At 60.8% G+C, this 14,176-nt stretch carries 1 protein-coding gene; it reads right to left on the bottom strand.

Going from position 1 to position 14,176, the window contains the following annotated elements; all coding sequences use genetic code 11:
- Positions 1 to 30: 30 nt before the first annotated feature.
- Positions 31 to 14,088, bottom strand: coding sequence for a DUF5801 repeats-in-toxin domain-containing protein (locus ASD83_RS10470; protein WP_056310628.1), 14,058 nt, complete (start codon positions 14,086 to 14,088; stop codon positions 31 to 33).
- Positions 14,089 to 14,176: the final 88 nt, after the last annotated feature.

Here is a 14,176-nt window from a genome sequence, read left to right as displayed (position 1 = left end):
GAGGCCGCCTTTCTTGCGATATCGCGTTGGTTAGATCGTCGGGATCGTAATGGTGTGATGTTCGTCGTCGATCTTGAGATCGATGATTGTGCCTTGGGTCGCATGCCCGGCCAAGGTCGCCACATCGACCCAGTTACTACCGCTACCGGAGGTATCGACCTGAAGCAGGGAGTCGGTCCCTGTGTTGTCGATACGGACATAGTTGCCAACGTTGGAGCTATCGATCAGCGCTGCATCGAGCAGGGCGCCGAGGTCGATCGTATCCTCACCAGCCACGAAGTCGGTGATCGTGTCGGCATTGGCAGTGCCCATTTCGGCGAAGCGGAACGTGTCATGACCCATGCCGCCCGTTAGCGTATCGTTTCCGAGCCCGCCGAACAGAAGGTCATCACCATCACCACCGGTGAGGATGTCATTGCCATTGCTGCCAATCAGAATGTCGTTGCCGTCATTGCCATTCAATGTGAACCCGGTCTCAGTGGTCGCCGGGATGGTGGTCACCGTCGGGGCGGCGTGGTTGGTTGGGTTCGTACCGGTCTGGACGTTGTTGATGTCGCCAGATGTGTCGCCTGACGTGGATGTGGCCGACGACACGGTGAAAGCATTCGGTGACTGAATGGTAAAGGTGTTCGTCGTCGTATTGTAGCTCGCGCCGAAGTTCGCTGCGACCAGTTTCGCAACAAGGTCTGCCGCTGCGCTGTCGAAGCGTCCGTCATGTCCACCGCCACCGGAAGTCGCTTTACCCTCATAGGTCGTGCCGCCGATTGTGATCCGGATGTACTCGCTGGAGTTATTGTCGAAGTTCGACGCCGGGTCGGCGAAATCCACCGTCCTGATCCAAGGCGTGGCGAGCGCGTTGACGATGTCGGTTGTCACCACAAACGAGAGCCCGGGATAACCCGACAAAGTAACTGCGTTTGTGCCCAGGTTCGGTGCTGCTGCAACGCCCCTTGCCGCGAGTGCCGCCGCGAGTGTTATGCCACCAACTGCCACCAATTTGAGAGCGTCATAGACGTTCTCACTCGAAGTCTGGGCCGACGCGACGGTGTGAGAGTAGACCACGCCATCAAGCGTAACCGATACCTTATCGCCCACGTCGTAGGATGAAGCGAACGTCAAGGTCGTTTGCTGCGGCGTGCCGACATAGGTGTCAATGGCCGGGGGCGCCTGTGTTGTCGCGGCGATGCCCGTTTGAACGGTACTCGTGCTGCCGCTGCTGGCGTTATTGGACGTTGAGGACCCGGACAGCGACGTCAGTGCTGACGTGCTGGTGATCGTGAACGTATTCGTGCCATCATTATACTCCGCGGTAATGCCATTGAGTGCATTCAATTGCGCGAGCACAGCGTCGGCCGCGTTGTCGAAACGAGTGGCGTTTCCGGATCCTGATGCGTACCCGGTATATTGAGAGCCATTAAACGTTATGCGGATGAATTCGTTGTTATCCGTGAACTGGCTCGGGCTGTCATGGAAGTCCACCCTGTAAATCCACGGCTGGGATGCAACGTTCGTTATCGCGGACGACACCGCAAAGGTCCGCCCCGCGCCGCCGGTGAAAGTCACCGCATCGCTGGTGAGGTCGCCTGGCACGCTGACGCCGAAGGCGGTTAGCGTGCTCTGGAGGCTGACGCCGCCGACGGTTGCCACTCGAAGCGCATCGTAGACCTGTTCCCCAGTACGGCCACCCGCTCCGACCGTATAGCTGAACACCTTGCCGTCCACTGTGATCGAAACCACGTCACCTGCGTCGTAGGACGAAGCAAACGTGACCTTGGTCACCTGGCTCACAGTCTGCGGACCGGCGACGATGATGTCGTTGCCGCTAGTGCCGTCGATGCTGCCGACATTGTCCTGGCTAACGCTGGCCGAACCGGTCGCCGTCGTGGTGCCATTGCTGACAGTGTAGTTGAACGAGCCGCCGGCCGGGTTGCTATCCGTGATCGTCACGCTGCCCGGATTGGTGGTCAGGTTCGTCGTCACACCGCTATTGTTGCTTGTCGCGGTGATGTCGAGCGTCTGGTTGCCGGCATTCGTGTCGTTGGCGAGCAGGGCCCATTCCGGCACCACGAAGGCGGAGCCGATCGCAGCATTGGTGATGATGTTGTCGGCGCCGGCCACGGGAGCGGTATCGGTGACGGTGATTGTGGCCGTTGCCGGGGTGGCATCCACGCCGCCATCGTCATCCTTGGCAGCGAACTGGAAGGTCTGCTGGCCGAAGTAGTTGGCATTCGGCACGAACTGGACGGTCGCCTGGCCAGCCGTAGCGGGCACGGTGTCACCGATACCGAGCTCGGTACCATTGTGGAAGAGCTTGCCATTGGCCGGCAGGCTGGTGATCACAAAGGTGGAAACCGTGCCATCGGTATCCGCGCCCTTGAGCAGCACGGCGATGCTCGTGTTTTCGGCGCCTGACGCCACTGCGTCATTGGTCGTGGGCAATTCGTTGACGTTCTCAACCGTCACCGAAACCGACGAAGAAACGGTGTCCCCGTCATTGTCGGTCAGCGTGTAGTCGAACTTGTCCGTGACGTCGTCCGTGATCGAAGCCGGAGCGGTATAGCTCCAGGCGCCGGTCGAGAAGTTGATCGAGAACGTGCCGCCATTTGCCGTGGCGATGTTGGTCAGAGCCGAACCCGTGAGGTCGTTGGGTGAGCCAACGACGTCGATCGCGCCGGCGCCATTCCAGACATAGGTGACGCCGTTGATGGTGATCGACAGGATGCGGCCGCCATCGGCGCCGAAGCTGTCCGGCGTGCCGCCGGTCAGGATATTGCCCTGAGTAGTCGCGGCCACCGTGCCCTGCAGGTAAGTGCCGAGCTGCGAGACGTTGTTGATTACCACGACGCCGGGATCGGTCGCGGTATAGAGGCCCGCCGTTTCGCCCGGCTTCCAGGCGATTGGTTCGAGGTAAGCGGTATCGCTGGCGCTCAGGCCACCGAAGCCGAAGGCATAAGAGCCGGCAATGCCTTTGCTTGCGAGGAAGTTGATCCAAGTGGTTTCTTCGCTCGTGCTGATGCCGCCGCCGGTGGTGGGCTGGCCGTCGGACATAAACATGGCCACGGTCTGGCCACCGCCCGCAGGCGGATTGGTATAGTTGGTCATCACCGTGTTGAGTGCAGCATCGTAATTGGTGCTGCTTTGCAGGGTGATGTTGTTGACGGCCGTCAGGGCCGACGCCAGGTCGGTGTACCAGCCGCCGTTTGCACCCGAGTTGTGGAAGGTGCCCGAGCCGGCAAAGGATACGATGAACACCGCGTTGACATTGCCGCTGTTGAAGAGGTCCGCGATGGCGGCCTTCATCAGGTCGATACGCTGCTGCGTGCCGTCCGTGGTCGGATCGCCGTCTTCGTCCATGCTCAGCGAACGGTCGAGCACGAGCACCACGTTCGACTTGCTGTTCGTGCCTTCGGCAATCGTCACCGATTCCGGCGAGGCAATTGGCGTGTCGTCGTTGAAGGTGATCTGCAGCGTGCCGGTGGCGAAATCACCGTTGCTGTCTGTGACCTTATAGGTCAGGTCGACAACCGCATCGTTTTCGTCTCCGCCAAGAACGTGCAGCACGGGCTGGAGCAAGGTAACCTTGTAAGCGCCGGCGGCATTTGCATCGGTGCCATTATCCACCTGCACCGTGAAGATGGGGCCGCGACCGACGGAGGAGGCTGTCAGCGTGTTGGTGGCAGCGTTCCAGGAATAGGTGACCGCTTCTGTGCCAACGGTGCCCGAAGTCATCGAAGCGAAACTGATCGGGTCAGTGCTGGCCTGCCCATCGGCCTTGAAGTCGAAAGGCAGGAAGCCCGTTGCGATCGTCTCTGGCGTGGTGACATTGACGTCGCCCGTGCCGCCCGCATTGCCGCCGTTTAGACCATCGTCGTCCACCGTCGCATAGACCGTCCCTGCGGCCGGAACGGTATTGCTGTGCTTGACCGTGTAGGCTTGTGCGGCCTGGGACGTATCGCCGTCGGCATCCGTGATCTTGTAGATGAAGCTCCCCGATTGATTGTTGGTCGACGAATTAACCGTGGGGATCAGCGACCAGCTGCCATCGGTGTTGACCTTGAACGTACCAACGCCGTTGACCGCGATCGAGGTCGCGCTGCCGGATACGACATTGTGCCAGTTGCTGCCATTGTCAAAGCTGACAGCAGTGACCGTGGCGCCGTCCGCACCTTGTGCGTCGTTCAGCAGCAGATTTTCGCCGCTCTTCTCGGTGTCGGTTTCAAAGATGCTGAGCGCGGCGCCCGAATTGGCCGTCGGCACGTCGTCGTTGAAGTTGATGGTCAGCGTGCCATTGGCCTGCGAAGCGTCGGCATCGGTGATCCTGTAGCCAAGATCGATCGACGCGGTGTTTTCGTCATTGCCGTTCGCGTGCAGCACGTTGCGCACGAGGTTGACCGTGTAGGCACCCGTCGCCGGATCCGTCACCGTTACGGTGAACAGCACACCGCGCGGACCATTGGCGGTCAGCACGTTTGCGTCCCACATCAGCGTTGCCGTTTCCTGACCGACGAGGACGGTATGGCCATTCAGCGAAGCGAAGCTGAACACGCCGGGCGTGTCGCCGCCGACGCTGCCGCCGAGCATGCCCGAGAATGTGGCTGCGCCGGATACCGGAGCTGGATTGGCGCCCAAAAGGCCGTCGTCATCCAGATTTGCCGTGGCGGTGCCGGGGGTGGGGACATTGAAGTCCTTGACGTCGAAGGCGAAGTTCGCGGTCGCGCTGTCGCCATCGCTGTCGGTGACGGTAAAGGTGCCGTCGATGTCGATCGAGGCGCCCGAGGTCGGGTTGTCGGCCCTGAACTCATATTCGCCGGTGTCCTTGACGCGGATCGACCCTGCGCCAACATCGATCCAGCTTGACCAGCCGGTCGTGCCGTCGAAGGCACCGACAGCGTTGCCGTTGATGTGGGTCAAGGTTGCGCCGTCTGCGCCCTGGACGAAGTCGAAGAAGCCGCCAACGGTCGCGCCTTCGTTGACGTTCTGCGCGGCCTCGTTGGACGCGATCGGCATATCATCGATGATGGACACGACGATAGTGTCGCTGCCGGAGGTGCCGCCGATGCCATTAACGGTCACGGTGACACTGTCGTCGAACCCGGTCGGCGTCGCCCCGGAATGGTTCACGTTATCGATGGTGGCGTTGAGCGTGTACTTGTAGGCTACGCTGCCGCCGGCAGCGGTGCCGGTGTAGCTGAGCAGGGTCAGCGTGCCTTCGCCGGTGCTGATGGTCTGGGTGCCGTCGAACGCCTGCAATTGCATCAGCGTAAATGAGGTGCCCCCAATCACCACCGAGGCGATGCCGTCGGTAGCCGAGACCGTGAAACTGCCATTCGCCGATTCCGTTTGGGCGGCGGCGTCCGAGCCATTCGGATTGAGGCCGGATTCATAGACCGTGTGGTCCGCACCGCTGGCCTCGGCCGTCACCACCGAAGCGCTATCGTCGGCGCCGTTGATGGTGATGGTCAGGGTGGCAGACGAGGTATCTCCGTCGGCGTCCTTCATCGTATAATTGAGCGTATAGCTCAGGTCGCTGGCCGCGGTCAGCGCCTGGGTGGCCGCACGGCTGTTGTCCAGCGTAAAGCTCCAGCTGCCGTCATTGTTCTGGGTCAGCACGCCATAGGTGTTCAGCGCGGTGATGGCCGCGGTGTCGGTTGCTGCCCAGTTGACGAAGCTCTTCGGCGCATCGGCGCCCGAGACGTCATTGGTGAGCACATTGCCCGAGACTGCGTTAGTAGCGCTATCTTCGGCGACGCCATAGCCGGTATCGGCCTTGGCAATCGGCACATCATCGACAATCTCGATGGTGATGCTGGCGCTGGCGGTTTCCTCGCCATCGTAGACCGAGATCGAGAATATGTCGGTTTCCAGAGCGTTCTGGATGTCGGTCGTGGCCGAAGTCAGGGTATAACTGTAGCTGATGACGCCATTGGCCACGCCGGTAATGGTCAGCGTGCCGTGGTTGCCGAGAATGGTCTTGTTCAAAAGGCCAGCAAGCGATTGCGTCTCGCTGCCCGCACCGCCGCCATTGATGGTCACGCTGACGATGTCAGCAAGACCATCGGCATCTGCAACGGTGATCGTGCCGGTCGCGGTTTCAGCTGTGCTGTTCGGATTGCTACCCGTGGAGAGCGCTGCTTCCTCCACCTTGTCGTTGGCGTTGTCCGTGTTGCCGGTGTTCACCGTGATCGTCGGCGGCGTGTTGGTCTTGAGCGTTACGGTGAAGCGGTCGGTGTCCGAGTCTCCATCGCCGTCCGTGGCGGTGACGGAGAAGTTCAGGCTCTTCGCATCAATGCTGGTGCCGGCCTTTTCGCCGCTGATGCCGTCGATGCGGAAGCTGCCACCCTGACCGCCGGTCTTGTCGCCTTCCAGCACCAGCTTGGTGAAGGAGACGTTGCCGGGCGGGTCGATGGTCCGCGTTGTGTCAGAGTTGAACTGAGTGGTGTAACCCGTGGCAACGACGTTGTTTTGTGCGTCATAGGCGGTCCACTTGATCTGCCAGCTGGCATTACCCTGTTTATCGATGCCGAGGGTCACCGAGGTCATCGGGCCGTCGAATTCGATGCTCAGCTTTTCGCCGTCCTCGATGCCGTTATTGCCGACGCCGATACCGCTGCCCGAGCCGTTGAGTTTGCTGCCATTCACGCCATAGAGCGTGAAGCCGTTGTAGTCGCGAGAGTCGGTGGGACCGAACCCCTGGTTCAGGTTGACGTTGTTCAGCGTGCCGCCACCGACAGTGCCGGAGACATAAGCGGATTGGGTGAAGCTATAGCTGTGGGTGCCGTCGGGATTCTGGACGAGCTTGAGTTCATAGACAACTACATTGCCGACCTTGCCGGTCAGCGTACGGCCGTCGGAGCTCAGTTCCTCGGTCACGCCGGCGATGTCCGTCCAGCCGCTGATCTTCAAGCCGCCGGTGGCGTTCTGGCCATCGGCACCAAAAGCGACGTTCAGGTCGCCGAGTTGGGCAACATTGATCGCGCCGACGGTGACGTCTTCGATGCCACCGCTGATAAAGTCGGGCGTGTCGTCATCGACGTTGAACTTCAACGTTCCGGTGGCCGTGTCGCCATCGTTATCGGTGACGGTGTAACCGAGATTGAAGACGAGATTGTCTTCATATTCGGTCTCCGAGCCGTTGTTCCTGAAGTCCGGGTCCGTGAACGGATGGGCAAGCGGCGCCTGCATGGCGAGAACGAATTCACCTGCGGCGTTAAGCGTGGCGGTGAAGACGTTGTACGAGTGGCCACCGTAGCTCATGGTGCCGGTCAGTGTGCCGCCCTGGCCGGATGCAACCCAGTTCGTGGTCACATTGAGGATATGACCAACGCCGTCGTCATCCACAAAGATGGCCTTGAGGGCGCCAGTATTGCCCCGGTCATCGGTGACGGTGACGGTCTTGTTGAGGGTGATGGACTTGAGGCCATCGGTGCCGGCATCGAAGTTGATCTTGCCCGAGGCGACCTTGCCATTGGCGTCGTCGCCCGGTCCGCCTTCATTGCCCCTGGCCTGGCTGTCATCGTCGAAGCTGCCAAGTTTGGTATTGAGGCTGACATTGTCCAGCAGTGCGCCGAGTTCGTCCGCTGTCCCGGTGCCGGTGAAGGCGAGGATGGCGTTGTTGGTCGGTGCGGTCACCGTGATGGTGATCTGGTGCCATTGGTTGGCGGCATAGTCGCCATTGGCGGCGTCAAAAACCTCGATACCACCGAAGTAGATTTTGAGCCCGGCGGTCTCGCCGCGCGGTGCATATTCGAAGGTCAGCTGGTAGGTCTGGCCCTCGAGCGTGCCCGTGACCTGCTGCTGGATTGTGGCGTTGGTGGCGCCTACCGGGTTCGCAACGCCAGTGCCGTTGTTGGAGCCATTGGTCTCGGTGTCGCCATCGAGTTCGATCACGGCGGTGGAATTGCCCGAAATGCCGCCGGCGCCGCCGGTTTGCACTTCAAAGGGAACGCCATTGCCGGTGGTCCAGCCGGTGATGGCGTTGAAGATATTCCAGTTGTTGCCGGTCAGGCCGTGTCCGTCTTCAAAACCGCCATTGGTGATCAGATCAGAACCGAGCGCATTGTGGGTCACACCGATGATCTTCGGGCCGTCGTCCTGGATTTCGACGATGGAGGTCTTGTCGCCGATGACCTTGACGGATTCCGAGTCCGAAGCGACATCGCCGTCCTTGTCGGTCACGGTAACGGTCAGTTTGATCGACAGGCTTGCGTCTTTGTCGTCGAACTTCAGCGATACGCTTTCGTCATGCGAGCTGCCACCGGTTGGGTGGGTGATCGGCAGGAATTGCTCGACGGTGAACTGCGGATTGCTCGGATCGCCGGTCAGGGTGATCCTGAGCGCGATGAAATCGTCGGTGGTTGCGCCAGTGCCCTTGCCGATACGGCCAATGATCGTGCCGTCGTCCTGGCGGTAGAGCCAGATGGTGCGCGCTGCGGTCGACATGCCGCCGAGGTCGGTCCCGGCCGGTGTAACGACCAGATTGGTCTCGACGCCAGTGGTCGAATTGGTCACCAGCTTGCCGTTGTCGTCGCGCAGTTCGAAGCTGAACGCCTTTTCGGTGCTTTGCAGCCCGTCCGCACCGCCATTGGTGGCGATGTCGAAGAGACCGTTTACGGTGCCGCTCCCGCTTGCGCTGGTCGTTACGATGCCGATGGCGACAGCCAGGTTCGGGTCAGTCTTCAGCGACCATTCGGAGGTGCCGGTATTGTCATTCGGGACCCCGCCGGGCGTGGTTTCATCCAGAACGACTTTGAGCTTGTCGAGGTCGGCATGGGAATCGCGGCTGACATCCACGCTCGGGCCGTCGTCGCGGAAGCCGATCGCGCCGCCCACATTGGCGGTGGCGCTGTGGGTGTCGCTATCGCCATCCTTGGCGGTCAACGTCACCTGCACATTGTTGGCGGCGAGGTAAATGGCTTCGTTATAGCTGGCGCCGCCGTCCGGGTGCTGCAGCGACACATACTGCACGAGCGTCATATCGCCAGTCGCCGGATCGATATGGATCGCGAAAGCGGCTTTGTCGGATGCGTCGATATTGCTGTCGCCGGTACTGTCGTAGCGGCCGACAATGATGTCGCCCTCAAGGAACAGCCTGATCGACAGACCTTCGGTGGTCTTGAGCGTGGTGTCGGCGGAGCCGATGGACAGCGCGAATTTCAGGCCGTCCGTCGTTGCCTTGCCGTCGGCGCCGTAGTTGACGCCATAAGAGAACATATTGGAACCCGACACGCTGGCATAGCCGATGGGACCAGCGCCAGCAGGAGGCACGTCGTTGTCCTGGCCCTGATTGACCACGGTCGAGAACAGGGAAGCGTGGTTCGTGTTGGTATCGTTGGAGCTGCCATCGCGCCCGGGCGTCTCGTCATGGACGAGGCCGGCGTTCTGACCGAGCCTGAAGTTGGAGATCGCCGGACCATCGTCCTGGAAGCTGACGATGTTGCCGATCTTGACAGTGGTGTCCGCCTTGTCGCCGTCGCCATCGGTGACGGTGATCTTGATCTGGATGTCGTCGGCCTTGAGCGACACGGATTCATCGTGCGAACCGGTATCCAGGTGCTTCAGCGAAACATACTGGACGAGGGTCATCTTGCCCGTCGTCTGGTCGAAGTGGATCGCGAATGCGGCCGGATCCGCCGAGGAAACCGTGCCGTTGTTCGCGTCATAACGGCCGACAATGATGCCGCCCTCGACAAAAAGCTGAATATCCTTGCCTTCGGTGGTCTGCAGGCCCGTCTTGCCGGACTTTACGAAGATTTCGTATTCAATGGACTTGCCGTCCCTGGCGCCATCGCTGCCGTAGTCAATCGTCAGATTGAGAACGGAGCCCGAGGTCTGCGCATAGCCGATGGCCGGCTCGAAAGTGTTGTTGACGTGGGGGTCGTTGCCCTTGTTCAAGACCGAGTTGAACAGCGTGGACAGGTTGGATGACACATCGTTGGCATCGCCGTCGATGCCCGAGGTTTCGTCGTGGGAGAGCTTCAGGCCGGACGCGGTGCCGGAAATGCTCGGGCCGTCGTCTTGGATTTCGACGATCGAGGTCTTGTCGCCGATGACCTTGACGGATTCCGAGTCCGAAGCGACATCGCCGTCCTTGTCGGTCACGGTAACCGTCAGCTTGACCGAGAGGCTTGCGTCGCTGTCGCTGAACTTGAGCGAAACGCCCTCGTCGTGCGAGCTGCCACCATACGGGTGCGAAATCGGCAGGAACTGCTCGACGGTGAACTGCGGATTGCTGGGGTCGCCAGACAGGGTGATGCGGAGCGCGATATAGTCGTCGTTAGGAGTGTTCGTGCCATTGCCGATACGGCCGATAATGGTGCCGTCGTCCTGGCGATAGAGCCAGATCGTGCGGGCGGCGTCCGTCATGTTGCCTAGCGGGCTGGCACCAACATCGGTGACAACCATAGTGGTCTTTACGCCCGTGGTTGAATTGGTCACCAGCTTGCCATTGTCGTCGCGCAGTTCGAAGCTGAACGCCTTGACGACGCTCTGGATGCCGTCTGCACCACCATTAGCGTCGATGTCGAAGAGGCCGGCAACAGTGCCATGGCCATTAGCGCTGGTCTTGACGAGGCCGATGGCCACTGCCTGGCTCGGATCGGTCTTGAGCGACCAGGTCGAATTGCCGGTATTGTCATTCGGGACGCCGCCGGGCGTGGTTTCATCCAGAACGACTTTGAGCTTGTCGAGATCAGCACCGCGGTCGCGGCTGACATCGACGCATGGGCCGTCGTCGCGGAAGCCGATCGTGCCGCCCACATCAACTGTGGCGCTGTGGGTATCGCCGTCGCCGTCCTTGGCGGTCAACGTCACCTGCACATTGTTGGCAGCGAAGTAGATCGCTTCATTATAGCTGTCGCCACCGTCCGGATGCTGCAGCGAGACGTATTGGACCAGCGTCAGGTTGCCGGTTACCGGGTCGATGTGAATGGCGAAGGCCGCCTTGTCCAGGGCGTTGATCGTGTTATTGCCGGTGCTCTCATAGCGGCCGACGATGATGTCGCCTTCGAGGAACAGCTTGATCGACAGACCTTCGGTCGTCTTCAGCGTGGTGGTGGCGGAACCGATAGCGAGAGAGAATTTCAGTCCGTCGGTCGCCGCCTTGCCATCGGCGCCATAATTGACGCCGTAAGAGAACATGTTGGCGCCCGAGACCTGGGCATAGCCGATGGCGCCAGGGCCGGAGGGCGGAACGTCATTGTCTTGGCCTTGATTGACGACGCTCGAGAACAGCGAAGCATAGGTCGTGTGGGTGTCGTTGGAACTGCCGTCCTTGCCCGGGGTCTCGTCATGCACGAGGCCGGCATTCTGGCCAAGTTTGAACTCGGTGACTTTCGGACCATCGTCCTGGAAGCCGACCTTGCTGCCGAAATTGACCGTCTTGGACGAGGTGTCGCCATCGCCATCGGTGACCGTCAGCGTGACGCGGATATTGTTCGCCGCCAACCAGGTCGATTCATCATGATTGCCGGTATTGTTGTGCTGCAGCGACAGATACTGCGCCAGCGTCACATCGCCCGTTGCCGCATCCACATGGAGGGCAAAAGCGGCCTGGCCACTGAACGGCCCGCCAACGACGATACCCACGATGCGGCCATCCGCATCGAGTTCGAGGCGGATCGCGTTGCCCTCGGTGGTCTTGAGGGCAGTGGTGGCCTCGCCGACGGACAGCGCAAACTTATAGCCGCCTGAGCTGTGCATGCCGTCAGAGCCAAACTCGACATCGATGCTGAACAGAGAATTGCCGGAAACCTGCGCGTAGCCGATGGCGCCGGTGCCGGCGACATGGGGATCGTTGCCGCCGGCAATGCCGGTGAAGAGGCTCGATACGTCGGTCGAAGTGTCGTTGGCATCGGTATCGACGCCGGGAGTTTCGTCGTGGGAGATGCTGACCTTCGAGCGGACAGAGAACCACTCCAGCGTCGGGCCATCGTCCTCAAAGCGAACCTGGGTCGAGATATCGGCGCTGGCCGATGCGGAGTCGCCGTCGCCGTCCGTTGCCGTTACCTTCACCAGCACGGCGCCTTGCACGAGGCTCGTCAATTCGTCGTGGCTGTTGATGTTGTGGTGCTGCAGCGAGAGCCACTGGGCGATCGTCACTTTGCCGGTGTCGGCATCGACATAGAGTGCGATGGCCGCAGGACCTTCCGAGCCACCGACGCGGCCGACGATCACGCCATTTTCTTCAAACAGGTAGATCTGCTGGCCTTCAGTCGTCACGAGGCCAGACGATACCGCATTGCCCAGCACCAGGGAGTAGACCAGTGAGTTCGTCGCAGCTGCACCGTCGGCGCCAAAGGCGACGTCCACCGAGATGAGGGCTTTGCTGCTCTCGGCATAGCCGATGGCGCCATGGAAGAAGAATTTGGCGGCGTCCGAGACATCCGCATCGTTACCGGTGTGCTCGACACCAGCGAAATACTGCGAGACCCGCAGGATGGAGGCAACGACACCGACGTCATTGTCGTCCTTGTCGCCGCCAGGTCCGAAGATGCTCCAGAGGGGGTTTTGCGGCCAGGCGCTTTCGTCGTGCGTCACGCTGGATTCAGTTGCGACGATATTCACCACCGGCATGTCGTCGTCGATGACGACGGTGAACTTGCCGCCAGCGAGATCGCCGTCGGCGTCTTTGCTGGTGAAGGTGAGGTTGAGGACGATGTCGTCCTCGAAGCCGCCGGACGAGGACTCCGACTCGCCGTCAGAGTTCTGCGGATGATCGAGCTGGCCGAGAAGCTGGAACTTGTACTGGCCAGCACCATCATCGGACAGGGAAATGCGGAAAATCGGCGTGCCTGCGGCACCTTCATTGCCGGCGATCTGGGCTGTGATGATGGTGCCGTTGTTGGACAGCGTGAACTGCAGCGACTGGCCGCCAGATTTCAAGCCGCCATTGGCGGTGACAAAGGCGTCGAAGTCGGCCTGGGAGAAGAATACCGCGCGGCCGACCGTATCCTGAGCAAAACTGCCGTCCTCATTGGTGCCGTCAGCCGCATCGCCGTTATCAGCGCCCCAGCGGATATTGAGAGAACCCGTTGCGCTCGTGCGGTTGGCATCATTGTTGTCGCCGGGCGATGTGGTGTTGTTGACGCCGCCGGACAGCCCGTCTTCGTCCACCGAAACGGAGGTCGAAGCGCCGATGATCTGGCTATCGTCCTCGATGCCGATGTTAATGGTCGTCGTCGCGGTGCCGCCACGACCGTCATTGGCGGTAACCGTCAGGCCGAACGTCAGGACGTCTTCGCCCTGCGCGGGGTGATCGACCGGCTGCATCAGGCGGATGAAGACGATACCGGTCGGACCACCGACGGTGATGTCGATGACGGTCAGGCCACCGGCACGGCCAATGATGTGGTCAGTGCCGACGCCTTCCCAGACGACTTCCTGGCCGTTCGAGAACAGCGTCACGTTCGGCTGACCGAACGTGAATGTCAGCGGGTCGCCATCAGGATCCGAGGCGCCAAGATTGACGAGGAAGTAGGGGTTGTCGGTGGTATCGGATCCAAACGGGTTCGCGTCGGGAATACCAAAGGTCAGGCCTTCTTCCGAAAGGGCCAGACCGAACATGTCCGAACCGAAGCGCGGGCGCGAGTTTGCTGGAAACAGCTCGTCGAAGTCGGGGGTTCCGAAAGCGAGTTCGGTAGGGTCGAGCAGGTTGCCCAGGGCGAACGCGTCACCGATGCCGCCGACCGGAACTTCGAAATTGCCGCCCGAACTCGCAGCGCCCGCGCCGCCGGGACCCGCTGCGGTCTGGATATTGCTGGCTTCAAACAGGGCTGCGACGGTCAGGGGCGGGATTTCAACCGCGCCGAGCATGATGGTGAGACCTTCGATGGCTCCATTTGGCACAACGATCACGGAGCCATCGGGCTGAACGAATTCGAGATCCGCGCCATTTGTCCGAGGCTGATCGATGCTGGCGCCATCGGGCAAGCGGAGGATCGACCCGTCGCTGACCTCGATCACCGTCTCGATTGGCGTGGGCGCCGGCTGGGCCGCTGTGCCGGTGTCTGCCTGGGCTACAAGGATGGTTTCGGCTGCCTCGTTGTTGGCGCCAAACTCGATGCCTTCTTCGTTCCCGATACGCTCGACCATAATGAACCCCTCGCGGCAAAAGTGCTGCTATTTTGGGGCGACATTACAGGCTTGCTTTTTTGACCTCAATTGGTACCAATAGTCGAAC

Source organism: Devosia sp. Root685, from assembly GCF_001427875.1.
Lineage (GTDB): Bacteria > Pseudomonadota > Alphaproteobacteria > Rhizobiales > Devosiaceae > Devosia.
Note: the sequence above shows the minus strand (reverse complement) of the source record. Positions and strands in the feature narration are given on the sequence as shown.